Source organism: Neorhizobium vignae (genome assembly GCF_000732195.1).
GTDB lineage: Bacteria > Pseudomonadota > Alphaproteobacteria > Rhizobiales > Rhizobiaceae > Neorhizobium > Neorhizobium vignae.
The window spans coordinates 11,767-36,469 of record NZ_JNNU01000029.1 but is presented as its reverse complement, the minus strand read 5'-3'; the positions used below and the strand labels follow the sequence as shown (position 1 = coordinate 36,469).

The following is a 24,703-nucleotide window of genomic DNA, read 5'->3' as shown; positions in this document are numbered from 1 at the left end:
CCATAGTCAAGGCGTCCAAGGTTCTTCGATTGAGGTAAATTAACCGAGCAAATTCAATCGGTTAAAAGAGGTACAACCGGAGTCGGGTAAAACTGTCGCGGGAATCGCCGCCTGTTGAAGTGACAGGAGCCGGCTCAGCTCCAGCCGCCGCCATAGGTGCGATAGAAGACGTGAAGGCCGATGCGGCCGACCTTCTTCATCGTGCGCGCCCAGTCGGGACGAACATAGACGGCATGATAATGGGTGGCGGAACCGACTTCCGGAAGCCAAATCTTGCCGGCGGTCACGGCCATGGCCACTTCGCGGGCCATCTTCCAATGATATTCGGAGCGGATACGGTCCTTGATATTATCGCAGGCAAAGGAAAACTGGCAGCGGTTGCGCCAATCCTCATTCTGGTAGACGACGTCGCAGATGGTATCCGGATAGGCCGGATTGCGAACGCGGTTCAGGATGACCTGGGCGACTGCCGCCTGGCCGCGGGCGGATTCGCCGCGCGCCTCGAAATAGATGCCGGAGGCGAGGCACTGCTGCTCGCGCGCCGAAAAAGAGGCAGGCGGCAGCGGTGTCGCAGCCCAGGCGTGATCGTCGAGACCGATCGGCGGAATGAAGCGGCCGGCGCTCGGCTTTTCCTTGAGGATCGCATCGAAGGGCGATTCCTTGGCGAAATCCTGCGCCGCCGGCGCATAGGCGGTGGCCAGCACATCGGCCTGATTGTTGTTGATGAGACTAGCGATCATCGGCATCAGATCGCCTTCCGGCTTCGGCTCGTCCTTCTTGCGGAAATAGAAGGCGGCGAGTTCGACGGGCTTCTCGCTCTTGCCGGCCTTGGCAAACCTAGCCAATCCGTCCCGGGCGTCGAGCGGCTGGGTCAGCGCGCTCGAACGCTGCAGCACGGAGCCTGCGGAAAAGGCCTTTGGCGGCTGCATGGGCTCGACCGTGACGATACGGCCCTTCTTGGCGGCGCGGTTGACGCGGTCTTCATCGGGCCGCGGATCGGAGGATTTCTTCTCGTCGACGAGCGCGATCTTGCGGCCGTCCGGGAGTTCGAGACCGGCATTGCCGGAGACTGCGTTCTTGAGACCGGGAAAAGCGAGCGACGCCTGATGGATCGAGCCCGCCGGCGAATCGGTCAGCACCATGCGCCATTGTTCGGCGCCGTCGAAGCCGGTCAGAAGATCGGCGAGATCGCCATGAGCCGGGGCGGACGGAAAGATCAGCCAGCAGGCAAGGCCGAAGACGGCCGGGGAAGTCCATCCATTCAGTCCGGATGAGGACTTGCGACGCAAAACACTGTTCGAACGCAAAACCGTAAACTCCACAGGGCAACAAGAACCCGATGAAGATCAATCATTAACCTTGATGAGCGGTTAACGCCGGCTGCCGAAACGCCCGGCAGCCGGCTTGAATTAGCACATTCACATCAATGTCAGCGAAGGGCATCCCGATGCCGCATGTCAGATGATGACATGCGAGCCGAGTTCGACGACGCGGTTGGCCGGCAGGTGGAAATAGTCGGACGGGTCGGTCGCGGTGTTGGCCATGGCGATGAACAGCCGATCCTGCCACATGGGCATGCCGGACGCGGCATCCGGCACCAGCTTGCGCCGGCCCAGATAGAAGGAGGTCGACATGATGTCGAACTTGAAGCCCGTCTTGCGCAGATAGGCGAGCGCCTGCGAGACATTGTGCGACTGCATGAAGCCGAAGCGCAGTTCGATCAGCGTGAAACGCTCCGAGACCTTCTCGATCTTGAACCGCTCCTCGAGCGACACGCGCGGCTTGTTGACCGTGATGATGGTCAGGATCACGTTCTTTTCGTGAAGGACGTGGTTGTGCTTGATGTTGTGCAACAGCGCTGCGGGCGCGGTTTCCGGATCGCTGGTCAGGAAGATCGCGACGCCGGGCACGGATACCGGGGAATGATCGCTCTTCTTCTCGACCATCGGAATGAAGGTTTCGAGCGGCACGTCGATGCGGCGGGTCTTTTCGAACAGGATCGCGGTGCCGCGCTTCCAGGTCCACATGACGATGGTGAAGATGATCGCCATCATAACCGGGACCCAGCCGCCGTCATGGACCTTCAGGAGGTTGGCGCCGAGGAAGACCAGTTCCAGGGCAAGCAGCGGGGCCAGAATGCAGATCGCGAAAGTCTGCGGCCATTTCCACTTCACCCGCACGAACTCGAACGCCATCAGCGTGGTGACGACCATGGCGCCGGTCACCGAGATACCATAGGCGGTGGCGAGCGATTCCGAGCTTTCGAAGCCCAGAACCAATGCGATGACTCCGACCAGAAGCAGGGTGTTGACCGACGGCAGGAAGATCTGCCCGGTATTGGTCTCCGAGGTGAACTGGATCTGCATGCGCGGCAGGTAACCGAGATGGATTCCCTGGCGGACCAGCGAGAAAGCACCGGTGATCACCGCCTGGCTGGCGATGATGGTGGCCGCGGTCGCGAGAATGACGACCGGCAGCAGCGCCCATTGCGGGAACATCAGGTAGAACGGATCGGACATCGCTTCCGGATGCTTCAGCACCAGAGCGCCCTGCCCCAGATAGTTCAACGTCAACGCCGGGAAGACGAGCGTGAACCAGGCCCACTGGATCGGCCGTCGGCCAAAATGGCCAAGGTCCGCATAAAGCGCTTCGGCTCCGGTAACCGTCAGGAAAACGGCGCCGAGGACGACAATGCCGACGAAACTTTCGTTCAGCATGAATTCGACCGCATAGACCGGATTAAAGGACGACAGGATGCTGTAGTCGTCCGATATATGGGCGACGCCTCCGGCGCCCATGACGATGAACCAGACGGCGGTGATCGGCCCGAAGAAGCGCGAGACAAGGCCCGTTCCCTTCGACTGGATGGCGAAAAGGCCAATCAGGATGCCGACCGAGATCGGCACCACGGCGCTGCTCATCGACGGCGCCACCAGCTTCAGGCCCTCGACCGCGGACAGGACCGACAGCGCCGGAGTGATCATCGCATCGCCAAGGAAAAGTGCTGCGCCGATGAGGCCGAGCAGCATCAACATTGCCCGGTGGCCGTTGGCGGATTTGGTCAGAAGCGCAAGGAGCGAGAGCGTGCCGCCTTCGCCGTCGTTGTCGGCGCGCAGCAGGAACAGCACGTATTTGAACGTGACGATGATCGTCAGCGTCCAGATCATCAGCGAGATGAGGCCGATGATCTCGAGTTCCGTGACGCCATCGTGGGCGATCGGCTTCAGAGCCTCGCGGAATGCATAAAGAGGGCTCGTGCCGATGTCGCCGTAGACGACGCCGACGGAGCCGAGTGCGAGCGCAAAAAGGCCTTGGACCTTCGTTTTCTCGGCGTCGTGATGTTCAGCGGGGTGACCCATGGGGGATGTCCGGCTTAAAGCCAGCCTTTCCAGCGAAAGAAGAAAAAGGGGATGATGGCGGACAGAACCATCGCCAGGATCGCGAGAGGATATCCGATATGCCACTCGAGTTCCGGCATGAACCGAAAGTTCATGCCGTAGATCGAGGCAACGAGTGTCGGAGGCAGGAATACGACCGATGCGATGGAGAATATCTTGATGATGGAGTTCTGCTCGACATTGATCAGCCCGAGCGAGGCATCCAGCAGAAAGGCGATGTTGCCGGCGATGTAAGAGGCATGTTCCGAAAGCGAATCGACATCCCGCGCCACGGTGCGGCAGAGGCTGTCATCGCTCTTGTCCTGGCTGATCAATGGCACGTTCATGAGAAAGGTCAACAGCCGGGCGAGCGAACCCAGGCTGTCGCGCACCTTGCTGATCAGCCGGTGGTATGCGGCGATATCCGCCAGCTTGCGTTCCAGGAACTGCGGCGGGCGGCGCTTGCCGCGGTCGCGGAAGATCTCCGTCGACAGCGCATCGACATGATTGACGGTCTGTTCGAGAATTTCCGCCGTTCGATCGGCGATGGTTTCCAGAAGTTTTGCCAGCAAAGTGGCGCCATCGCGCCCCGGTTCCGTCAGACGGCTCAAGCTGGCGATGAAAAGCTGAAAGCTTTTCGGCTCGGCATAGCGCACGGTGATCAACCGGCTTCCGGAGAGGATGAAGGCGACGTCGGTGAGCTGAGGATCCTTGCCATCGGCGCGCCAGACGAGCGACGCGGTCATGAACACAGAGTCCTTTTCCACATAAAGCCGGCTCGAAGGCTCGATGTCCTTCAGGTCGTCGCGGGTCGGAACCTGGATTCCGAGGAGACCCTCGACATAGGCGTCCTCCTGCGGAGTCGGTTCGACCAGATCGAGCCAGACGATGTCGTCGGCAAGCTGACGCATCGCCTCGACCGGCGCAAGCGTCTTCATCGAGCCAGTGGCGCTATAGGCATTGATCAATCGTGGTCTCCGGCCGAAAGTCGTCGGCCCTGAACGAGAAGCGGGCTTGCCGGCCCCTGGTTAGGGACCGCCAGCCGGCCACCAGCGGGACGGGCCTATAGAGACAGCCATAGTCAAAATCAAGAGCCGTATAAACCTCGTCGTGGGCGCTGCAACATGACTCCCGGGCCGAATATGTTCAAGGGGGCTTCGGCAACAAGAGGATTTGCGTCCTACATCAAAGCCTTGGCCGGAAACGGCCGTCAAAGCGACTGTCCGTTGGCGCGAGGGAGGTATTCCAAAATGTCGAGGAACACATATGCGGATTTCTATTCGAAAACGATTGCGGGCGCCGGTCGCGGAGTAAGGCCACCGAGTTCGGCCCAGACCCTGGCGGCAATCTCACGGTAGATCTTCGCCGAGGCTCCCTCGGGATCGGAGGCGACGACCGGGGTGCCGGCGTCGGACCTTTCGCGGATGTCGATCGTCAGTGGAACCTCACCGAGGAATGGCACGCCGATCCGTTCCGCCTCGCTTCTCGCGCCGCCATGGCCGAAGATGTCGTAACGCTTGCCGGTATCGGGAGCGAGGAAATAGCTCATGTTCTCGACGATGCCGAGCAGCGGCACTTCGACCTTGCGGAACATGGCGATCCCCTTGCGCGCGTCGAGGAGCGCCAGGTCCTGCGGTGTCGAAACGATCACGGCGCCGGCCAGCGGCACCTGCTGGGCCATGGTGAGCTGCACGTCGCCGGTACCTGGCGGCATGTCGACAACGAGCACGTCGAGGTCGCCCCAGGCGACTTCGCGCAGCATCTGCAGCAGCGCGGACTGGACCATCGGACCGCGCCAGATCATCGCCGTTTCCTCATCGACGAGGAAACCCATCGACATCGCCTTCAGGCCGTAGTTCTCCATCGGCTTGATGATGCGGTTTTCGATCTGCTGCGGGCGTCCGGTGATCTTCAGGAGCCGCGGCACCGACGGCCCGTAGATATCGGCATCGAGAATACCGACCCGCAGGCCGTTCGCCTGGAGCCCGAGCGCGAGATTGACCGCGGTCGTCGACTTGCCGACGCCGCCCTTGCCGGATGCCACCGCGATAATGGCGCCGACACCCGGCACACCAGGCTTTTCCCGCTGCTGGGGCTGGGTCGGCTGCTGTCCCGGTAGCTGACCTTGGGGCGGATGGCTATGCCCATGCCCATGACCATGGTCGTGCCCGTGCGAATGCGAATGGGCAGCCGGAGCGGCAGGCTGCGGGCGCGGCGGCGGAGCGGAACCGGCCTTGCGGTCCGCCGTCAGCGTTACCAGCGCGCCCTTGACGCCCGGCATGGCCTTGACGGTGCGTTCCGCTGCCACGCGCAACGGCTCCAGTTCGTTCGCCCGCGCTGCCGGGACGGTGATCGAGAAATAGACCTTGTTGTCGGAGATGAAGACGTCCGAGACCATGCCGCGGGAGACGATATCGCCTTCGAGGTCCGGCCCGCGCACCTTGGCGAGAACCGCCAGAACTTCCTCTTTCGTCATGTCGGCCATGATTTCAAAACTCCCGAATGCCTGATGCGATACCGATCCCTCAAAAGGGGATGCCGGGTTTGCAGATATATAGGAGTTCGGCATTGCCAGGGGCAAGCAAGATAAACCGCCGTTCGATCGGCAGCCATGTGGCGCACTGATCGAACGGCAGCTTTTCTTGTCACGCCTCTTGGGGCGCTTGCAGTCCCCTCTGGACCTGCCCCTACAGAAGCACGAAACATGCCAGACGGGAAGATACTTCCTATTGATGAGCTTTTTCAATCACTTCCGGCCGAAGGCCCTGCTGCGGCGCAACATCCCTTGATGGAAGCGGCATTCGTGAACGGTCAATGCTTGAGCAGTGGTGAAATTTTGTGCGCCGCAGCATTCAATTTGGCTACTTGATCAAACCGATTCTAAGCGCCTTGGCGACCGCCTGGGTGCGGTTGACCGTATCCAGCTTCTTGGCCGCACGGTTCAGGTAGTGATTGACCGTATGTTCGGAGAGGCCGAGGATTTCCGCGATTTCCGCGCTGGTCTTGCCGGCGGCCGTCCAGTTGAGGCAGTCGATCTCGCGGTCGGTCAGCACGTCCGTGGTGCGCACATCGAGGTTGCGGATCTCCGCCAGGCGCTCGAAGACGTGGATGGAGATATACATCAGCTCCATCATCTGCTGGTGCGTGAACGGCAGACCATCGCCTGAGAAAGAAACGGCGCCGCGGCTGCCGGACATGTCATGGACCGGGAAGTAAGCGCCGCGGACGAGACCGAACCTCCCGAACATGGCGCGGACGGCCGGTCCTTGCCGCTCGGGCGGCACCGTATCGAGATCGAAGGTGAACGGGATCGTTGAGACGCGCAGCCGCCGAAGTACGGGGCTGGTCTGCATCATGCCTTCGCGGTCGAAAAGAGACATCAGTTCCGCGGGCCAGTTGGTAATGACCGTGTTGTTGGACAGTTCGAGCGACGTGGCGTGGGGCAGGTTGAGCACCATGAACGTGCGGCAGCCATAATGCTCGGCGACCCGCTTCATGAACCGGAACACGTCGAACTGTGTCTTGAGATCAGCGATTTCTCCGACACTTCCGCCAAAGACACGAGCTTCTTCTGCTTTCTCGGTATTGGCCATCATCTACTTCTCTGTCCGCCGGGTGGCGTCGAGCGATTCCTGGTATTTCCCATACATCCGCCCAATCCGGTCCTTTGTATTCGCATTGCCTGCCTCCCAAACGTAGAACGGAAAAGGTTCTCCGGACTTGCCCGGATAGCTCTCGCCGAACGTGCCTGCATGGTTGAGGCTGCTATTTCAGATTTTAATTAAATGCTAAATTAGTGGCTTTTATCAATTCCGAATAGTGACGATCATTATCAACTTTCGACAATGATGATATCTAATCGGATTTGCAAACCTTTGCATGCCTCCAGCCGTTTGTCAGGAGATAATTGTTGGGGATCAAATCGCCTATGCGGGGAGTTTGCCGACTCTCTCCTGTCGATGATACTAATCGATTACCTTGATATGCAATTGGAGATTTCAGATGGCGACCACACACGCTTTCGAAGGCCGTGTCCTTTCCTCCTCCCCGTGCGCGCTCGGAGAAGGCCCCTCCTTCGAATCGGAAACGGAGACGCTCTGGTGGTTCGACATTCTCGGCAAGGGATTACACGAATTGCATCTGCCGACCGGGCGGGAGATCGTTCATGCGTTGCCGGTGATGGGCAGCGCCCTTGCCTCGATCGACGCCGCCCGACAGATGATCGCCAGCGACAAGGGGATGTTCGTCCGTGATCGCGCGACCGGCGCGCTATCACCCTATCTCGAACTGGAGCCGGAAAAGCCCGGCAACCGTTCGAACGACGGAAGGGTCCATCCCTCCGGCAGCCTTTGGATCGGAACGATGGGACGAAAAGCCGAGGACGGCGCCGGCGCTATCTATCATGTACGTCAAGGCGAGGTGACCAAGCTTTTCGACCGCATCAGCATCCCAAACTCGATCTGCTTCTCGCCCGACGGGGCGATCGGTTATTATGTGGACACCCGCGTTAACCGGCTGATGCGGGTATCCCTCGACCCGGCTACAGGCTTGCCGAACGGCGAAGCGGAGCTGCTGGTCGACGAGAACGGCAGGCCGGGCGGCATAGACGGGTCGATCTGCGCCAGCGACGGAACGATCTGGAACGCCCGCTGGGGCGAGGGTGCCATCGATCATTACTCGGCTGACGGCCGTCATCTGTCACGTCACCTGGTGCCGGCAAAACAGACCACCTGCCCCGCCTTCATCGGCAAGGACCGGTTGGCCGTGACATCGGCGCGGGAGGGATTGGACGAGGCCGCTCGCGTTGCCGACCCCCTTGCCGGCTCGCTGTTCGAAATCGCCGTTTCCATCCAATGCGATCCTGAGCCAGCCTACCGCCTATGAAAGGCGCAAAAGCCGCCCCAAACAAGCAAAATACGAAAAAGTTCCCGCTAAAACGCCTAAAAATTCAGCAATCCTGACCGGAACCAATCCGTCCTCATAACATTTCCCTCTCGAACCAGCGCGGTCGGAAGCTCCATAACGGAGGGGCCGCGTGTTCAGAGATAGTTTTGAGCACAGGAAGGTAGGTTCGATATGAAGAAAACCCTTAGCACGATGGCGGCCGTTGTTCTTTTGGCGTCCACCGCCATTGGACCGGCATTTGCCCAGACCCAGCCGACGCCGCCGGCCTCCCCGGCTCCGGCAACCCCTGCCGCTCCGATGGATCCGGCTGCAAAACCGGCTGACGCCGCCGCAACGCCGGCTCCGAAGACCGGCACCGACACGGCCGCCGCTTCCGGCAGCTACCTGACCGAGCAGGCTGAAAACCAGATCAGCGCCAACGACTATATCGGCAAGTCGGTCTACAACGCAGAAGACAAGAGCATCGGCGACGTCAACGACCTAATCCTGCAAGAAGACGGCGGCATCGTTGCAGCCGTGATCGGCGTTGGCGGCTTCCTCGGCATCGGCGAGAAGGAAATCGCCCTGCCGATGGACAAGATCACGATGACGCGTGATGCGGACAACAACAACGAAGTCCGTCTGACAACCACGGAAACGGCAGAAGCCCTTCAGGCCGCTCCGGAATTCAAGACCCTGGCAGACAAGCAGGCCGAAACCGACCGGACGACCACGTCCTCCACCGGCACCTCGATGCCTGCAGGCGGCGCCACTAACCCGTCGACGACACCGGCTGCCCCGAGCAAATAAGCGCTCGATCAGTCAGGTCCGGAACGGGTGACACGTCGTCACCACGGAACGGGGCGGTACCGCAGGTGCCGCCCTTTCTTGCGTCGAAAGCAAGCTCCTCGGATGCCGAACGGCGACCGTGCATCCCGCCATTGCAATTTCGGTCGAACGCCACGAGGAAGGATTTACATCCGGTTGTGTCGCGATTAATAATGCACGTCTACGGGAGCGAGGGGTTTCACCATGCCATTCTTCGTCATTGCCGGTAAATTTCATTGCGTGAACTATTCTCCCGACGGGGACACAATCCGATTTGCACCGAACGACCTGTCGGAGCTGGCCCTTCTCCAGGGCGTGCCGGCGAAGGTGAATGCTCGCGGGCATACGAGCGTGCGCGTCGAGGGTATCGATGCTCTGGAAACACATTATGGCGGTCGCCACCAGCCGCTGGCGCTGGCGAACGAGGCCCGCAACGCGCTCCTTGCGTTTCTCGACATACGCGACGTTACCTGGGACAGCAATCAATCAAGCGTGCTCTCGGCCAAGGATGGCACCGACGGCTATATCCTCGCTCGGGCGACCGATAAATTCGGACGCATCATCGCCTTTCTCTTCCCGGGTGCCCCCAACGGTCCTAGCGGCTCCGACGTATTCCTTCGACCCGCCATGCTCGAAGCAAGCGTCAACCGGTTCATGCTGTCGGAAGGACTGGCTTTCCCCACCTATTACCAAACGCTTTTCGGCGAATTGCGCACGGCGCTGACCCAGACAGTCCAGCAAGCCCGCGCCGCAAACCGGGGAGTATACGCCGTCGACCGCACCAATACCCTATCTACCATCGAAAACATCGGATCCTTGACGGAAACGCTCGTGCTGATGCCGAAACTCTTTCGTCGCGCGTCGGACTATGTGGCTGAGGCGGGAACGATCAGAGGCTTCAAGGCCGCATTGGAGCTCAACGAGGAACCCGTTCTCGACCTTGTCGAGCTTAACTACACGCATTTCGATACGTTCATCGAGGAGGTCGGCGACCAGATACGTCTGACGCGCAAGCCGGAGGACCTTGTATTCGATCCGATGCCGGAACGGCCGGGCGGGGAATTCAGGGCGATGGTCAACGAAATAGAGCCCGCTCTCTAGGAGGGGAGCGCTTCAAGCCCGTTCGATGGTCATGAAGTCGCGGTAGTGTTCCTGGAGGTAGCGCATGGTGACGGCGCTATCGGCCGGTCTGCCGTAATAATAGCCCTGTCCCATCGCGCAGCCGAGCTCGTTAAGCTTGTCCGCATCGGCCTTTTCCTCGATGCCTTCCGCTACCACGGCCAGGTTCAGCCCGTCGCACATGGCGATGATCGCCTTGACGATGTGTTCCGACGCGCGGTCCGTGGTGATCCGCGAGACGAACGCGCGGTCGATTTTCACCTTGTCGAAGGTGAAGTCCCGCAACCGCCCGAGGCTCGACTGGCCTGTGCCGAAATCGTCGAGCGAGATGCGCACGCCCTGCTGGCGCAGGTCGGTGATGATGCGCTGCGCCGTATCGGCCGAAGTCATCACCGCTGTTTCGGTAATTTCCAGTTCCAGACGATGGGGATCGAGGCCGACGCGTGCGAGCGTCGCGAGGATGGTCTCGGTGGTGCCGGGGTCCATCAGCTGCGCCGAAGAGAGGTTGAAGGACAGGAAAAGCTCGCGCGGCCAGGAGAGTGCGGCCTCTGCAGCCTTGTGCAGTAACGTTTCAGAAAGCGCGTCAATAAAACCGCGCTCTTCGGCAAGGGGCACAAAAACCGCGGGTGAGACGAAGCCGAGATCGGCATCGATCCAGCGCGCCAGCGCCTCGAAACCGACCACGCCGCCATCGCTGATGCGCACGATCGGCTGAAAGTGGACGTCCACGGCATCGGCGATGATGGCGTTGCGAAGCGCCTGTTCCAGCTGTGTCGCCCGCTTCATCTCCTGGGCGATCTCGCGGGAGTAGACGGTGATCTGTCCGCGGCCGCGGCGTTTCGAGCGGTAGAGCGCGGTTTCGGCGCTTTTCAGCAGCTCCTCGAAATCCTCGCCGGCGAAGGGATAGATCGCAAAGCCGAAGGAGGCGGACAGGCGGACGTTGCGGTCGCCAAGATCGTAGGGGGCTGACAGGACGTCCTTGATCATCTGGCCGATACGTTCAGCGCCGATGCGCTCGAAGACCAGAGGAAGGATGAAGGCAAACTCGTCACCGTCGTGGCGGGTAACGGTCGCGCCGTCCGGAATGCAGGCTTTCAGGCGATGGGCGACCTGGCAGAGGATTTCATCGCCCGCTTCGGCACCGAACAGGTCGTTGATCGGCTTAAAACCATCAAGATTGGCAATGCAGATGGTAAAGGGTGCAGGATCCTGGGCCCGCTCGGCAGCCAGCAGGCGTACCTTGTCACGCAGGCGGTATCGATTTCCAAGACCCGTCAGGGCGTCACTGTAGGCCATTGCCTGCAGTTCGTTCTGACTGACCTGCGGCAATGGGTTTCCCGCCGACTTCATGAATAATCCCGTTGCGCTTCACAGACCGGCGCAGGATGGGGGAAAAAGATTAAAAAATAATGGCCCGAGCTTAACTTACATGAACGGAATGATTAATCGGTTAAGCATACGACTGTTTTGCGGATATGCCGAGAAATGTCTGGAAGACGGCTTCCAGAGCCTCGGGGCTGATCGGCTTGAGGATCACCTCGTTCATGCCGGAGGCGAAACATTGGTCGCGGTCGCGCTCGAAGGCCTGGGGGAGAACGCCGATGATCGGAATGGAGTTGTCGACCGTCTCCAGGTTCCGGATGCGCACACTTGCATCGAACCCACTGAGCTTTGGAAGGGTGATATCCATTAAGATCAGTCGCGGCGACCGCTCCTGCCAGAGCCGGACCGCTTCTTCGCCATCGGCAGCGATCGCATAGCGATAACCCAAACCTTCGAGGATCTGCGAGAAGACGATCTGGTTCACCTCGTTGTCTTCGGCAACCAGAATGTCGATGCCGGCCCTTTCGCCGGCCTGCGCCGCAATCCAGGTGTCTTCGTCGCGCGCGGTCTCGTTTGCGGGGGGCTGGCTGAACTGGCGCGTCACGCCAGCGGCCAGTTCCCGCTTCACCCGGACCCCGTTAATCGCCAAGGACGGAATGCGGTGTCGTTGGACGATTTCGAGGCAAGCCTTGTCCGCCAGCGTGTCCACGACGACGAGATCGATTGCGATGCTGGCTTCCTTTGCCAGCTGCAGGAAGAGTTCCAGTTCCTCACCGTCTGAAACCGAAGAGGTGTCGAACCCCAGGTCGTCGAGAATTTCCAACGCCTCGGCGCTCGTCCTCGGGTCGGAGGAGGCGACAAGAACCTTGCGGTTGGAGAGATGGGTCGTGTCGGACGCAGCGGCCGGCTTCGCCGGTACGTCGCCTTCCTGCCGGGCCAGCGAAGTGGTGACCAAGCCGCTCCGGCTCATGCGCGGCTTGATCTGCTCGCCGTCTTCATCGATCGCGACCAGCCCGGTAATGTCTTCCATGGCGGTGACCAGGTAGTAACGGCCCGGCTTACCGATACGGTATTTGTTGGCGATGATGACGACCTGCGAGCCATCCGGCCGGGTCACCAGTTCGAACATCTGCTGGGGCTCGCCGAGATCGAGAACGCCGCGATTGATGCGGTCCAGGCGCTCCTCCACCTGCGGCGGATGAACATCCGATCCCTTGTGACCGAGAATCGCGTCGGTCGGCAGATCGAGGAAACGCGCGGCCATCTTGTTGACGGCGACGAAGGTGAGGCTGCTGTCCTTGACGGTAATCGGGAACGGCAGATTGTCGAGCACCTCTTCGGTGATCTGCACCCGTTCCATATCGGCGCGCCACTGTTCCTCGCGCTTCTTGTGGTCCGAGATGTCCCGGACGACGCACACGCCATAACCGGACGACAGGCGACGCTTGGTGAAGCTCACCCAACGGTCGGTGCCGCGGCGCTCCTGGGATTCGGCCCGCTCCTTCCACAGAGTGGCGATCTGTTCGGCAACCCAATCCTCACGGCTGAGCATCCGGCGCGGACCGGAAGCATCGGTCAGGAAGCGTCCGCCGCCATCGTAGATGGCTCCAAGGAAATCCCGAAGACGCGTACCGGGCGTCAGAAAACTCTTCGGAACCGGCAGGAGGGTCAGCAATTGCTGGCTCGCAAAGACGATAAGGTCATTTTTGTCATAGACAAAGACGCCTCCCGAAATGCCCTCGGAGATCACTTCGAGCATGACAGATTGAATGTTTGCGTCCGCCGACGCCAAATCATTCATAGGATGAACTCCCCGTATGCTTTTTCGGACCGGAATAAAGACCGGACCGTAATGCCGATATTCGCCTCTCGGCGTTATTCCTTCTAGTTTTCGTCTGGTCGGCGCGGGAACATGCTGGCTCCAAGTCCTCAACGAGTAATCAGGGCTCGCATGACGGTGCCCAGCTGGCCGCCATTCCGATCACTCGCGGGAGGCTGGCGCCTCCCCGGTTTCATCCAAGGTCAATACCGGACAAATTATCGCCTTTATCTTAAAACCGGATTAATGAACGGTCGTGCATCAACCCTGGATATCCTTTCCATCGGTTTGGGAAAGGTACGATCCGGGCTTTCCTTCCGGCGCCGAATCCGGGAAAATGGCTCATGTCCGTCAAACAGTTGCCCGAGACCCTGATCAACCAGATCGCTGCCGGCGAAGTCATCGAAAGGCCCGCCAGCGCCGCGAAGGAACTGATCGAAAACGCCATCGATGCCGGCGCGACCCGCATCGAGATCGCTACTGCCGGCGGCGGCAAAAGCCTGATCCGCATCACCGACAACGGGTCCGGCATGGATGCGGCCGATCTCGATCTGGCGGTACGGCGGCACTGCACCTCGAAGATTTCCGAGACGCTCGACGACATCCGCACGCTCGGCTTCCGCGGCGAGGCCCTGCCCTCGATCGGTTCGGTGGCGAAACTCACCATCACCAGCCGCCGCAACGGTCATTCGGAAGGGTCGCAGGTGGCAGTCGTCGGCGGCAAGATGTCCGGTGTGAAGCCGGCCCCCGCCAATACCGGTACGGTGGTCGAAGTACGCGACATCTTCTTTGCGACGCCGGCGCGGCTGAAATTTTTAAAGACCGAGAAGGCCGAGGCCGGCGCGATCACCGAAGTGGTCAGGCGCATGGCGATCGCCTTCCCGCATATCCGTTTCGTCCTGTCGGGCTCCGACCGCACGACGCTGGAATTCCCGGCGACCGGCGAGGACCACCTCGCCCGCATGGCGCAGATTCTCGGTGCCGATTTCCGTGACAATGCGATCGAGATCGACGCGATGCGCGAGGATGTCGGGCTTTCCGGCTTCGTCGGCGTGCCGACCTTCCACCGGGGAAACTCGGCGCATCAATATGCCTTCGTGAACGGCCGACCGGTGCAGGACAAGCTGATCCTGTCGGCGCTACGCGGTGCCTATGCGGAAAGCGTTCCCTCCGGCCGCTACCCCGTGGCCGTCCTGTCGATCAAGATCGATCCGGCGTTGGTCGACGTCAACGTGCATCCGGCCAAGTCCGACGTGCGGTTCCGCGATCCGGGCCTCGTGCGCGGGCTGATCGTCGGGGCGATCCGCGAGGCGCTGCATCGCGAAGGCGACCGGGCCGCGACGACAGGAACGTCAGGCATGATGCGCGCCTTCCGGCCTGGCTTCCAACCAGCTCATGCCGCACCGCGCACCCCTTGGGCGGCCGCGGCCTCGCCGTTCAGGCCGCTCTATCCACAGCCAGCCAACGACTTTGCCGAGCAGGTGCAATCCGGTTTCGACGCGCTGACCATGCCGGCCGCGCGTGCTGATACCGTCATCGCGGAACCCGCTCCGAGGACCGCTGCCGAAGACGCGCCGCGCTACCGCCTGGGTGCCGCACGGGCGCAGGTTCACGAAAACTATATCGTCGCCCAGACCGAAGACGGGCTGGTCATCGTCGACCAGCACGCCGCCCATGAACGGCTGGTGTTCGAAGCCATGCGCAAGGCGCTCGACAACAAGCGGCTGGCGAGCCAGGTCCTCCTGATCCCGGAGATCATCGACCTTCCGGAAGAGGATTGCGACCGGCTGATGGCGAATGCGGAGGAGCTCGACCGGCTGGGCCTGGCGATCGAACGGTTCGGTCCGGGCGCCGTCGCCGTGCGCGAGACCCCTGCCATGCTCGGCGAAGTCGATGCGGCCTCGATGGTCCGCGATCTGGCCGACGAGATTGCCGAATGGAACACCGCCGGTGGCCTGCGCGGCAAGCTCGAATATGTCGCCGCCACCATGGCCTGCCACGGTTCGGTGCGTTCCGGCCGACGGCTGAGGCCGGAGGAGATGAACGCGCTGTTGCGGGAAATGGAAGCCACCCCCGGCTCCGGCACCTGCAACCATGGCCGACCGACCTATATCGAACTCAAGCTTTCCGACATCGAGCGGCTCTTCGGCCGAAGCTGAAAAAGCTGGCAATTCAGGCACAATCGGGTTAGAGCAGGCGCCATGTTTTTCCGCAGGAGACGACAGATGAACCGGTTCGAGGGAAGCGGGTTCCGCGAAGCGAAGATCCGGTATCTCGATGGCGACTACCAGATCCTGACCGCCGGCTCCTACGTGATATGCGCCATGACGGGGGCGCAGATTCCGATCGACGAATTGCGGTACTGGAGTGTCGTCCGGCAGGAGCCCTATGTGGACTGTGCTTCCTCGCTGGAAGCCGACAAGCGCGCTGGCATGCTGCCGAACCAGAGCCGCGGCTAAACCTTCCCGGCATTTCCTTCCCTGATGCGCCGGTGGCGGAAATTGGCGATCGCCGTATCGATGATCTTGCCCGGTGCCTGCGGATCGTCGAACGCCATATCGACCTCGACTACACGTATCTTTGTCGCCAGTTCCTCCATCCGCCCGTGATGACCCAGCAGCCGCACCGCATCCTTGGCGGTGGTGACGAGCGTCAGTTTGTCCTTGGCGGCATCGTCCAGAAGGTCCGAGATCTCATCCTCGGTGAAATAGTGATGGTCGGGGAAGTCACGTTTTTCCATGACCAGCCCGCCGATCTGCTTGACGGTCCGATAGAATTTTTCAGGATCGGCGATGCCGGCGAAGGCGAACAGTGCCTTGCCGGCAATGTCGCGATTTTCGCGCGGCTCCAGCGCCGCCACATAGACCTGCTTGCCGGCGCGGGCTGCCTGGCGCACCAGCTTGTCGGCCGCCTCGCCGTTGCCGACCTTGAGGATCGCCGAGAGTTGGCGCATCTGCTCGGATATCGGCGCCCTGACCGGCCCGCCCGGCACGAGATGGCCGTTGCCGATGCCACGCACCGTGTCGATAACGACGAGGGCGAAATCCAGCGCCAGGCGGGCGCTCTGGAAACCGTCGTCCATGATGATCAGGTCGGCGCCTTCGGCGACCAGTCGATGAGCCCCCTCGACGCGGGCGCGGGAAATCACCGTCAGCGTCTCGCGGCAGAGCAAGAGCGCCTCGTCGCCCACCGCCTCGGCCCGGTGGTGTTCGGGATCGACCACGGTCGTGACGTCAAGCGACCCGCCGTAACCGCGGCTCAGGAAACCGGGCTTCAGACCCTTTTCCTTCGCTGCTCGGGCAAGGGTGATGGCGGTCGGGGTCTTGCCGGCGCCGCCGACCGTGAAATTGCCGACGCAGATGACCGGCACGGGAATGCTGGCGCGCCGGGCTTTGGCCATGCGGCGACCGGCGATCCGGCCATAAAGAAACGAAACGGGGGCAAGGCCCCAGGCACGCCAATCCGCTTTCGTCCACCAGAATGGCGGTGCTTCCGATACCATACCCAAACTCCGGCTGATCCGTCCTGAAACAGCCCGCGAACAAAATGGCAGTTTTGGAAAAAAGGCAAGTCTTTGAAACCAAAGCCTGGTTCAGGCGTGAAGCTTTTCCGGCAGAAGATCCATGAGCGCGGTGATATCGGCAAGGCAGATATCCGCCGATGCCGACAGCGTTTCGCGGGAGCCGGTGCCGGTCAGCACCGCAACCTTCAGGCCGACGCCTGCGCTCGCACCCATATGCATGTCGTGATTGTTGTCGCCGACCATGGCGACCTCGGCGGGATCGAGCCCGGTGGCGCGGCAGAAGCCGAGTACCATGCCGGGCTCGGGCTTGACGCCATGACCGCTGTCGTAGCCGGCGATGAAATCGACATGATCGATGATGCCGAAGCGGATGGCGGTCTGGCGGATCGCCTGCTCGTTGTCGCTGGAAGCGATACCGAGCTTGAAGCCCCGGGCCTTGAGCTTGCCGAACAGCGCCGCCAGATCGGTGACGGGCACGGAAAACTCAGCCGAGCGGATGAAGAGGTCGTCGAGCAGCCGGGTGAGTTCACCCACCTCGATAGGCGAACCGGCGGCAACAAAGCCCGCGGCGATCTCGGCGGCATTGCCGGCGGCCAGCAGGCTGTCCGGGCGGGTGTGGCCGGATAGCGGGTCCATACCGCCTGAAACCAGAAGCCGCGGCTCGAGTTCGGCGTCACCGGAAGAGGCGATGCGGGCAGCCTCGCGGTTCACCGGCCCCCAGCTTTCGTCATAGAGCAACAACGTGCCGTCCTTGTCGAACAGGATGCCGGCAATGTGTGCGAACTTTTCCGGGGTCATCGAACGGCGGCGGCTTTCGGCTGCAGCCTGGCGCTCACCGTCAGCGGGTTGACATAGGGCTCCAGCGCCTTGATCGTCTTCGACAGCGCACCGCGCATCTCGTCCATCGCGTCATGGCCGGAATCGATCATCTTCACGCGGGCGAGATCGTTGATCATCAGGTAATGGACCGCCTTTGCCAGCATCTCGACGTCCTTGACGATGCGAGCGCCGCCCTTGCGCACCAGATGCTGGTAGGCGTCGCGGAAATTCTGGACATGCGGGCCGGAAAGCACGGCGCAACCGAGCATGGCCGGCTCCAGCGGGTTCTGTCCGCCCTCGTTCGTCAGCGACCTGCCGACGAAGGCGATTTCAGTTAAACGCAGGTAAAGCCCCATTTCGCCGATGGAGTCACCCAGGAAGACGTCCGTCTCCGGCGTCACCACATCGTTGCGCGAGCGGCGCGCTACGGTCAGGCCCATTTCCTTCAGCATCTCTTCGACCGCGTCGGCGCGATCGGGATGGCGCGGCACGAGGATGGTCAGCTGGCCGTTCTTCGGTTTCAGCGCCTTGTGGACGCTTGCCGCCGCCTTCTCCTCGCCGTCGAAAGTCGAGATGGCCGCCCAGGTCCGACGGCTGCCGATTTCCTTGCGGTAACGCGCCAGCACTGCCTCGTCGCAGGGCGGCGGATCGGTATCGCTCTTCAGGTTGCCGGATGCGATGACAGGCCAGGCGCCGAGATCGCGGAAGCGTTCGGCATCCAGATCCGACTGCGCGACCACCAGAGCCATCTTGCCGAAGATGGCTTCGGCAATCGAGCTGCGGTTGCGCCAGCGATCGAAGGACCGGTCGGAGATGCGGGCATTGACGCGGATCTGCGGAATGCGGCGACGGGCGAGTTCGGCGATGGTGGTCGGCCAGATCTCGGATTCCGCCGTGATGCAGGCATCCGGCTTCCAATAGGCGATGAAGCGCTTGATCGGAAATTTCAGGTCGAGCGGCACGTATTGGTGGATCACCTCGTCAGCCAGCCGCGACCGGACGAGATTTGCGGAGGTGACGGTGCCTGTCGTCAGAAGGATGTGGATCTCACGGCGCCGCAGTTCGCGGATCATCGGCATGATGGCGATGGTTTCCCCGACGCTCGCCGCATGTACCCAAATGAGTGGGCCACGGGGGCGGGCAAGGCTTGCATAACCGAGCCGTTCCAGCTTGCGGGTCCTGTCTTCCTTGCCCTTCATGGCGCGATAGGCAAGGTAGGGGCCGACCAGGGGATAAAGGGAAATACCGGCCACCCGGTAACCAACAAGAGCCAGGCGCGCAGAAATCTTGCTCACCGCGTTTGCCCCCGATGCATGATGGCCGCCATCAATGTGATAGACCCTCCGATTGCTCATCCGTAACCCAGTTTTTTGTGTTTTACAAATGCGTCAAAAAAGGGTCCCCGGGATCGATACCAGGCGAGGGACCGGCATTGCGAGCACATTGTAAGACGCGAGGCTTATCTCAAGCCGACTTAGTATCAGGATCGAGCAGGCGGTGCATGTGAACGATGAAATACCGCATATGAGCGTTGTCGACCGTCTGCTGCGCCTTGCCCCGCCAAGCGATCAGCGCGCTGGCGTAGTCGGGATAGATGCCGACGATATCAACGGCCGAAAGGTCCTTGAATTGGAGGCCTTCCAGGCTCTGCAGTTCGCCGCCGAAGACCAGGTGCAGAAGTTGTTTCTTTTCGCCCGTTTCCGTCATTGTCCGATATTCCGTCCGTTCCAGCTCCCCCGGCCCTTCCTCTGCTGCATTCCCAGCGAAAGGTCAACCCGGAGCGAGCCTCGCGAGCTTGGGTAAAAGGCTGTGAAGCGCGTGTTCGGCGCCGGCGGCCAGCATTTCATGGCTGACGCTTTCGCGATTGTAGACAAGCCGGTTGCCGGCAAGATCGATGAGGCGACCGCCCGCCCGCTCGAGAATGAGGTCGGCAGCCGCCAGATCCCAGTCGTGAGAGGCACGCTTGACGACGGTGCCATCGATGCTGCCGTCGGCGATCATGGCGAGCCGGTAGGCGAGCGACGGCACATGCCGCACACGGCGGACTTCGTCGCGAAAATCCGGCTCGAATCTCTTGACGAGGTTTTCGTCGGCCGCGATGACCAGTTCTGCGTTGCTGCGGGCGGCGGTGACCGAAATCCGCCCGCCATTCTTCAGCGCAGGCCCATCCCTAACCGCGGAAAACTCCTCGTCGAGCGCCGGTGCCACAAGAACACCCGCCACCGGCTGCCCACGATGCACGACGGCTACCGAGACGCACCAGGTCTTCTCGCCGTTGATGAAGGCGCGGGTGCCGTCGATCGGATCGACGACGAAGAGCGTTTCACGGCCAAGCCGGGCGACATCGTCGTCGGTTTCTTCGGAGAGCCAGCCGTAATCCGGCCGGGCCTTCAGAAGCAGGGTCTGCAGCCGGTCGTTGGCGGCGAAATCCGCCGCACTGACCGGCGACCTGCCCTCGTTCTTCCACCAGACTTCCGGCGAGCGGCCGAAAAAGCCATGGGCGATCTCGCCGGCCTGGCGTGCCGCGTCGAGAATGAGTTCGAGATCCTGAGCCCAAGCTTCAGCAACCGTCATCGAGATCAGCGTCCCGCCAGCGTCATGCCCTCGATGGCGATGGTCGGAGAGGCGACGCCGAACTTGCGATCTATGTCGTTGGCCGGCGTCAGGCGCATGAACATGTCCTTGAGGTTGGACGCAATGGTCACTTCCGAAACGGGATAGGCGAGTTCGCCATTCTCGATCCAGAAGCCGGTCGCCCCGCGCGAGTATTCGCCGGTGATCATGTTGACGCCCTGGCCGATCAGTTCGGTGATGTAGAAACCGTTGCCGATCGACCGGATCAGGTCCTCGGGCGAGATGTCGCCGGGTTCCAGCGCCAGGTTGGTGGAAGCGGGCGAGACGGCCGTGCCGCCGCGCACGCCGCGGCCGTTGGTGGCAAGCCCGAGCTCTCGCGCCGTCGAGGTCGACAGGAACCAGTGGTTCAGGACGCCGTCCTCGATCATCACCATGCGTTCGCCCGACACACCCTCGCCGTCGAAGGGCCGTGAAGAGGAACCACGCACGATCAGCGGATCATCGGTGATGCTGAGCCCGGCCTTCAGCACCTGCTGGCCCATCTTGTCACGCAGGAAGCTAGTCTTGCGGGCGACAGACGCGCCGTTGATGGCGCCGGCGATATGACCGACGAAACCGCGGGCAATGCGCGGATCGAAGACGACGGTGACGTTGCTGCCGGTATCGACCTGGCGCGGATTGACGCGCTTGACGGCGCGCTCGCCGGCACGGCGGCCGATCAGTTTCGGATCGTCGAGGTCGGCGGCATAAAGGCGGCTGTCGAAATCGTAATCGCGCTCCATCTTCGTGCCCTCGCCAGCAATGACGCTGACGGAGCGGCCGAAACGGGACGCCGTGTAGCTGCCGGAAAAGCCGTGGGAGGTGACGAGCACGAGGCCACCCATGCCGGACGATGCGCCGGAACCGGAGGAATTGGTGACACCGTGGACGTCGAGCGCCGCCTGCTCCATTTCGAGCGCCGCTTCGCGCAATGCATCGGTCGGCACATCGGTCGGATCGTAGAGCTCGAGGTCCGGATAGGATCTGGCGAGGTCGGCTTCGTCCGCAAGGCAGGCGAAAGGATCCTCGGGAGAGACCTTGGCCATGGCGACGGCGCGCTCGGCAAGCACCTTCATGTCGAAGCCGGGATTGGCCGAGACGCTGGCCACCTGGCGTCCGACGAAGACGCGAAGCGAGAAGTCGTCGCTCTCGGACGCTTCCGTGCCCTCGACCTTGCCGAGACGGACGCTGACGGAGCGGGACCGGGAGCGAACCACGACCGCATCCGCCTGATCCGCTCCCGCGGCCTTGGCTAGATCGATCAGTTGGCTGGCGCGGGAAAGCAGTTCGGCGGAATCGATTTCAGAGGTCATGATTGCAAGCCTTTCATTCTCGTCCCATTTATTGTGCACTGTCAGAAGCATCAAGGGCGGCTCGCCGATTCTTGATTTCCCACCTTAGACTGAAAGCACCCTTCATGACCGCTCCGGACTCGCTATTTTCCCAAATGCTTCTCCTGCTTGCCGGCGCGGTGATCGCCGCCCCGGTGTTCAGGAAGCTGGGACTCGGCACGGTGCTCGGTTATCTTGCCGCCGGAGTGGTCATCGGACCGATCATGCAGCAGATCGTCGAGACAGAAGAAGTGCTGCATTTCGCGGAATTCGGCATCGTTTTCCTGCTGTTCATCATCGGGCTCGAACTGAAGCCTGCGCGTCTCTGGCAGATGCGCGGCGACGTCTTCGGCCTCGGGCCGGCACAGGTGGTGATCTCGGGACTGGTGCTGACCGGATTGGCGTATCTGACCAACATGGCGGACTGGCGCGGCAGCCTGATTGTCGGTTTCGGCCTTGCATTGTCCTCGACGGCGTTTGCCCTGCAGATCCTCAACGACGACGGCGAGATGAACAGCCGACACGGCCAGCGATCGTTTTCGGTGCTGCTGTTCCAGGATCTTGCCATCGTGCCGCTGCTGGCACTGATCACCATCCTGGCACCTGGAACCACGGAGACGGAAGCCTCGCCGCTTCTGGATTTTGCAATCGCGGTCGGAGCAGTCGGCGCCATGGTGATTGCCGGTCGCTATCTTCTGACGCCGATGTTCCAGATTATTGCCAGCACCGGTGCGCGGGAGGTGATGATCGCCGCTGCGCTGCTGGTGGTGCTGGGATCGGCGGCGGCGATGCAGGCGGCCGGCCTGTCGATGGCTATGGGCGCCTTCCTGTCCGGCGTGATGCTGGCCGAGTCTTCCTACCGGCACGAGCTGGAAGCGGATATCGAACCCTTCCGCGGCCTGCTTCTGGCGCTGTTCTTCATCGCTGTCGGCCTGTCGCTGGAAGTCCATGTCATCCTCGACAACATCTTCTTCATACTGCCCGCGGTGCCGATCTTCATGGCACTCAAGGCGCTGATCGTCTACGGGCTCTCCCGGCTCTGGGGTTCGCCGCACAATGACGCGGTGCGCATCGCGTTCCTGCTGCCGCAGGGCGGCGAATTCGGCTTCGTGCTGTTCACCACGGCAACCGCGAGCGGCCTGTTCTCGTCGGCCACCGCCTCGCTGCTGATCGCAGCCGTGACGCTTTCGATGGCGCTCACGCCGTTCGGTGCGGCACTTTCCAAACGGCTCCTCCACGGCGAGAGCCGCGAGGAACTGGAGGAGGATTTCGACGGTGCCGGGGCCGACGTGCTGATGATCGGGTTTTCGCGTTTCGGCCAGATCGCCGCTCAGATCCTGCTCGCCGGCGGCCGCGAGGTCACCGTCATCGACGATTCCGCCGACCGCATCCGCCAGGCCGCCTCCTTCGGTTTCCGTATCTATTTCGGCGACGGGACACGTCGGGACGTGCTGATCGCGTCGGGCATCGAGAAGGCGAAGATCGTCGCCGTCACCACTCAGAAACGCGAGACGACCGACCAGATCGTCGATCTCATCCGCTCGCAATTTCCGGACGTGCGCCTCTATGTCCGCTCCTACGACCGTATCCATTCGCTGTCGCTGCGAGATCGGAACGTCGAATACGAGCTGCGCGAGACCCTGGAATCCGGCCTGCTGTTCGGCAAAAAGACGCTGGAAGCGCTCGGCATGAGCGAAAACGAGGCCGACGATATCCGTGACGACATCCGCCAGCGCGACGAGGAGCGGCTGCAGATCCAGGCCGTACAGGGGCTCGGCGCCGGCCGCGAGATGCTGTTCAACAGCCCGGTCCGGCCGGAACCGTTGATCAAGCCGAAGCGGTCGATGGTGGTGGACGCCGACGAACTGAGCGCGGAACCCGCGACGGCCGAGAACGGCTAGGGCCGGCCGGCGCTCCCTCTTGCGACCATCGCGACGATCGTCTCGAAAAGCTCGGCCTTGGCCCCTGCCGCCGTGATATCGCCGCTCGCGGCGGCGTTCGACAGCGCCTCGGCTGCACCGAGCATGGCCCAGAGCCCGGGCGAGGCTATATGACCGGCCTCTGCGAACGGTAGAAGCGCTGGATAAGCCCGGTTTCCCATCGGAGATCGCACGCAAGATCGGCCGCAATGTTTTCAGCGCTCCCCGGAAAACCGAGGCCGCATAGCTGGCCGAACCGTCAGGCTTCGGCTGCCGCCGCATGAAGCGCGTCGATGGCGCGCTTCAACTCATCCTTGACGTGCTCGGATTCGTCGAGGATGTCGCGGGCCTTCAGGAAGTCCAGCACCCGGAAACGGTTGACCGACGGCCGAAGGAAGATCTGGGGCGGATTGAGCTTCAGCTTGAGCGCGATGCTGGCCTGCATGGTGAGCTGGCTGGCCCCGAACAGGCTGTCGATGCGATTGGGCGCATGGGTGCCGTCGCCTTCCGGCGCACCGACCACGTCGACTCCGATCACCACATCGGCAACGTCCATCAGCTGCTCATAAGGGACGGGATTGAAGACGCCGCCGTCGATCATCACCCGGCCGTTCACCCGGACCGGCATGAACAGGCCCGGAATGGCGGCAGAGGCGGCGATCGCGGTGCGCAGTTCGCCCTGTTCGAGGATCACCTCCGCCTGGCCGTAATAATCGGTAGCCGAGATCTTCATCGGGATTTCGAGATCGGCGAAATCCTCCGGCACCTGCGGCGGCAGGAAGGCATCGAGGATCAGTTCGAGATTGAACTGCCCGAAGCGGAAACCACCGAGCTTGTCGCGCATGGTCGCGGGGCCGAGACCCCAGAGCTTGTTCAAGAGGGTGCCGCGATGGCCGACCGTCTCCAGCGCGTATTCGCGGATCTCGCGTCCGGTCATGCCCGACGCCATGCCGGCGCCGATGATCGCGCCGATCGACGAGCCGGAAATCGCCACGGGCCGTATGCCGAGTTCGTCGAGCGCCTCGATGACCTGGATATGGGAGAGGCCGCGCGCGCCGCCGCCGCCGAGAGCAACCGCAAACGTCAGGCCGCCCTTGGCTCTGACGGCTTCGAGATCGGGAACTGCAAGCCTCGTATTCATTCCTCTG

Annotated in this window: 20 protein-coding genes and 1 pseudogene; 6 read left to right on the top strand and 15 right to left on the bottom strand. The window is 61.9% G+C overall.

Annotation, left to right across the window (positions count from 1 at the left end):
- Positions 1 to 134 precede the first annotated feature (134 nt).
- The 5 genes from GQ59_RS28010 to GQ59_RS27990 all read right to left on the bottom strand — a co-directional run bounded on the left by GQ59_RS28010 (position 135) and on the right by GQ59_RS27990 (position 6,970).
- Positions 135 to 1,307 carry a cell wall hydrolase gene (locus GQ59_RS28010; protein WP_152564482.1) on the bottom strand — a complete coding sequence of 391 codons (1,173 nt, stop codon included), beginning with the start codon at positions 1,305 to 1,307 and terminating at the stop codon, positions 135 to 137.
- A gap of 150 nt (positions 1,308 to 1,457) precedes the next feature.
- Positions 1,458 to 3,359: a potassium transporter Kup gene (locus GQ59_RS28005; RefSeq protein ID WP_037087702.1), complete on the bottom strand. Its 1,902-nt coding sequence runs from the start codon at positions 3,357 to 3,359 to the stop codon at positions 1,458 to 1,460.
- Positions 3,360 to 3,373: 14 nt separating this feature from the next.
- On the bottom strand, positions 3,374 to 4,345 hold the full coding sequence (locus tag GQ59_RS28000) for a magnesium transporter CorA family protein (protein ID WP_152564481.1): 972 nt from the start codon (positions 4,343 to 4,345) through the stop codon (positions 3,374 to 3,376).
- A gap of 308 nt (positions 4,346 to 4,653) precedes the next feature.
- On the bottom strand, positions 4,654 to 5,862 hold the full coding sequence (gene apbC / locus GQ59_RS27995) for an iron-sulfur cluster carrier protein ApbC (protein ID WP_037087701.1): 1,209 nt from the start codon (positions 5,860 to 5,862) through the stop codon (positions 4,654 to 4,656).
- A 376-nt stretch (positions 5,863 to 6,238) separates the two neighbouring features.
- Positions 6,239 to 6,970, bottom strand: a complete 732-nt coding sequence (locus GQ59_RS27990) for a helix-turn-helix transcriptional regulator (protein ID WP_152564484.1) — start codon at positions 6,968 to 6,970, stop codon at positions 6,239 to 6,241.
- A gap of 409 nt (positions 6,971 to 7,379) precedes the next feature.
- On the opposite strand from GQ59_RS27990, the gene GQ59_RS27985 reads away from it, so the two are divergent.
- From GQ59_RS27985 to GQ59_RS27975, 3 genes are all read left to right on the top strand, one after another.
- Positions 7,380 to 8,261 (top strand): SMP-30/gluconolactonase/LRE family protein, encoded by an 882-nt coding sequence (locus GQ59_RS27985; RefSeq protein WP_037087699.1) that lies wholly within the window; start codon positions 7,380 to 7,382, stop codon positions 8,259 to 8,261.
- A 192-nt stretch (positions 8,262 to 8,453) separates the two neighbouring features.
- Entirely contained in the window at positions 8,454 to 9,071 is a 618-nt protein-coding gene (locus GQ59_RS27980; protein WP_037087698.1) for a PRC-barrel domain-containing protein, read from the top strand.
- Between the two features lie 222 nt (positions 9,072 to 9,293).
- On the top strand, positions 9,294 to 10,190 hold the full coding sequence (locus GQ59_RS27975) for a thermonuclease family protein (RefSeq protein ID WP_037087697.1): 897 nt from the start codon (positions 9,294 to 9,296) through the stop codon (positions 10,188 to 10,190).
- 12 nt (positions 10,191 to 10,202) lie between these two features.
- On the opposite strand, the gene GQ59_RS27970 is transcribed toward GQ59_RS27975, so the two are convergent.
- Complete coding sequence (locus GQ59_RS27970; protein ID WP_037087696.1) at positions 10,203 to 11,558, bottom strand: putative bifunctional diguanylate cyclase/phosphodiesterase; 1,356 nt, start codon at positions 11,556 to 11,558, stop codon at positions 10,203 to 10,205.
- A gap of 100 nt (positions 11,559 to 11,658) precedes the next feature.
- Positions 11,659 to 13,332, bottom strand: coding sequence for a response regulator (locus tag GQ59_RS27965; protein ID WP_051904244.1), 1,674 nt, complete (start codon positions 13,330 to 13,332; stop codon positions 11,659 to 11,661).
- Between the two features lie 362 nt (positions 13,333 to 13,694).
- Between GQ59_RS27965 and mutL the strand changes: the two genes are divergently transcribed.
- Positions 13,695 to 15,509 carry a DNA mismatch repair endonuclease MutL gene (gene mutL, locus GQ59_RS27960; protein WP_037087695.1) on the top strand — a complete coding sequence of 605 codons (1,815 nt, stop codon included), beginning with the start codon at positions 13,695 to 13,697 and terminating at the stop codon, positions 15,507 to 15,509.
- 66 nt (positions 15,510 to 15,575) lie between these two features.
- Positions 15,576 to 15,809: a DUF2093 domain-containing protein gene (locus tag GQ59_RS27955; RefSeq protein ID WP_037087694.1), complete on the top strand. Its 234-nt coding sequence runs from the start codon at positions 15,576 to 15,578 to the stop codon at positions 15,807 to 15,809.
- Here GQ59_RS27955 and lpxK read toward each other — a convergent pair.
- The 6 genes from lpxK to GQ59_RS27925 all read right to left on the bottom strand — a co-directional run bounded on the left by lpxK (position 15,806) and on the right by GQ59_RS27925 (position 21,618).
- A complete protein-coding gene (gene lpxK, locus GQ59_RS27950; protein WP_037087693.1) occupies positions 15,806 to 16,852 on the bottom strand; it encodes a tetraacyldisaccharide 4'-kinase in 1,047 nt (348 codons plus the stop codon). The genes GQ59_RS27955 and lpxK overlap by 4 nt on opposite strands.
- 90 nt (positions 16,853 to 16,942) lie before the next feature.
- Positions 16,943 to 17,671, bottom strand: a complete 729-nt coding sequence (locus GQ59_RS27945; protein ID WP_037087691.1) for an HAD family hydrolase — start codon at positions 17,669 to 17,671, stop codon at positions 16,943 to 16,945.
- On the bottom strand, positions 17,668 to 18,987 hold the full coding sequence (waaA, locus tag GQ59_RS27940) for a lipid IV(A) 3-deoxy-D-manno-octulosonic acid transferase (protein WP_037087690.1): 1,320 nt from the start codon (positions 18,985 to 18,987) through the stop codon (positions 17,668 to 17,670). Before waaA ends, GQ59_RS27945 begins: the two co-directional genes overlap by 4 nt.
- A gap of 169 nt (positions 18,988 to 19,156) precedes the next feature.
- A complete protein-coding gene (locus GQ59_RS27935) occupies positions 19,157 to 19,399 on the bottom strand; it encodes a DUF4170 domain-containing protein (RefSeq protein WP_037087688.1) in 243 nt (80 codons plus the stop codon).
- A 63-nt stretch (positions 19,400 to 19,462) separates the two neighbouring features.
- Positions 19,463 to 20,266 (bottom strand): 3'(2'),5'-bisphosphate nucleotidase CysQ, encoded by an 804-nt coding sequence (locus GQ59_RS27930; protein WP_037087686.1) that lies wholly within the window; start codon positions 20,264 to 20,266, stop codon positions 19,463 to 19,465.
- A gap of 5 nt (positions 20,267 to 20,271) precedes the next feature.
- On the bottom strand, positions 20,272 to 21,618 hold the full coding sequence (locus GQ59_RS27925; protein WP_037087733.1) for a TldD/PmbA family protein: 1,347 nt from the start codon (positions 21,616 to 21,618) through the stop codon (positions 20,272 to 20,274).
- A 104-nt stretch (positions 21,619 to 21,722) separates the two neighbouring features.
- On the opposite strand from GQ59_RS27925, the gene GQ59_RS27920 reads away from it, so the two are divergent.
- Positions 21,723 to 23,537 carry a monovalent cation:proton antiporter-2 (CPA2) family protein gene (locus GQ59_RS27920; RefSeq protein WP_037087684.1) on the top strand — a complete coding sequence of 605 codons (1,815 nt, stop codon included), beginning with the start codon at positions 21,723 to 21,725 and terminating at the stop codon, positions 23,535 to 23,537.
- On the opposite strand, the pseudogene GQ59_RS27915 reads toward GQ59_RS27920, so the two are convergent.
- Together GQ59_RS27915 and GQ59_RS27910 are read right to left on the bottom strand one after the other, a co-directional pair.
- A pseudogene (locus GQ59_RS27915) lies at positions 23,534 to 23,716 on the bottom strand (TetR/AcrR family transcriptional regulator); the annotation flags it as partial. The gene GQ59_RS27920 and the pseudogene GQ59_RS27915 sit on opposite strands and share 4 nt — an antisense overlap.
- Positions 23,717 to 23,814: 98 nt before the next feature.
- Positions 23,815 to 24,696: a patatin-like phospholipase family protein gene (locus tag GQ59_RS27910; protein ID WP_037087681.1), complete on the bottom strand. Its 882-nt coding sequence runs from the start codon at positions 24,694 to 24,696 to the stop codon at positions 23,815 to 23,817.
- Positions 24,697 to 24,703: the final 7 nt, after the last annotated feature.

Bases quoted from the DNA above. Each gene is read 5' to 3' on its own strand.
- GQ59_RS28005 (WP_037087702.1), bottom strand. From the start codon at position 3,359: ATGGGTCACCCCGCTGAACATCACGACGCCGAGAAAACGAAGGTCCAA.
- apbC (WP_037087701.1), bottom strand. From the start codon at position 5,862: ATGGCCGACATGACGAAAGAGGAAGTTCTGGCGGTTCTCGCCAAGGTG.
- GQ59_RS27990 (WP_152564484.1), bottom strand. From the start codon at position 6,970: ATGGCCAATACCGAGAAAGCAGAAGAAGCTCGTGTCTTTGGCGGAAGT.
- GQ59_RS27985 (WP_037087699.1), top strand. From the start codon at position 7,380: ATGGCGACCACACACGCTTTCGAAGGCCGTGTCCTTTCCTCCTCCCCG.
- GQ59_RS27980 (WP_037087698.1), top strand. From the start codon at position 8,454: ATGAAGAAAACCCTTAGCACGATGGCGGCCGTTGTTCTTTTGGCGTCC.
- GQ59_RS27975 (WP_037087697.1), top strand. From the start codon at position 9,294: ATGCCATTCTTCGTCATTGCCGGTAAATTTCATTGCGTGAACTATTCT.
- GQ59_RS27970 (WP_037087696.1), bottom strand. From the start codon at position 11,558: ATGAAGTCGGCGGGAAACCCATTGCCGCAGGTCAGTCAGAACGAACTG.
- GQ59_RS27965 (WP_051904244.1), bottom strand. From the start codon at position 13,332: ATGAATGATTTGGCGTCGGCGGACGCAAACATTCAATCTGTCATGCTC.
- mutL (WP_037087695.1), top strand. From the start codon at position 13,695: ATGTCCGTCAAACAGTTGCCCGAGACCCTGATCAACCAGATCGCTGCC.
- GQ59_RS27955 (WP_037087694.1), top strand. From the start codon at position 15,576: ATGAACCGGTTCGAGGGAAGCGGGTTCCGCGAAGCGAAGATCCGGTAT.
- lpxK (WP_037087693.1), bottom strand. From the start codon at position 16,852: ATGGTATCGGAAGCACCGCCATTCTGGTGGACGAAAGCGGATTGGCGT.
- GQ59_RS27945 (WP_037087691.1), bottom strand. From the start codon at position 17,671: ATGACCCCGGAAAAGTTCGCACACATTGCCGGCATCCTGTTCGACAAG.
- GQ59_RS27935 (WP_037087688.1), bottom strand. From the start codon at position 19,399: ATGACGGAAACGGGCGAAAAGAAACAACTTCTGCACCTGGTCTTCGGC.
- GQ59_RS27930 (WP_037087686.1), bottom strand. From the start codon at position 20,266: ATGACGGTTGCTGAAGCTTGGGCTCAGGATCTCGAACTCATTCTCGAC.
- GQ59_RS27925 (WP_037087733.1), bottom strand. From the start codon at position 21,618: ATGACCTCTGAAATCGATTCCGCCGAACTGCTTTCCCGCGCCAGCCAA.
- GQ59_RS27920 (WP_037087684.1), top strand. From the start codon at position 21,723: ATGACCGCTCCGGACTCGCTATTTTCCCAAATGCTTCTCCTGCTTGCC.
- GQ59_RS27910 (WP_037087681.1), bottom strand. From the start codon at position 24,696: ATGAATACGAGGCTTGCAGTTCCCGATCTCGAAGCCGTCAGAGCCAAG.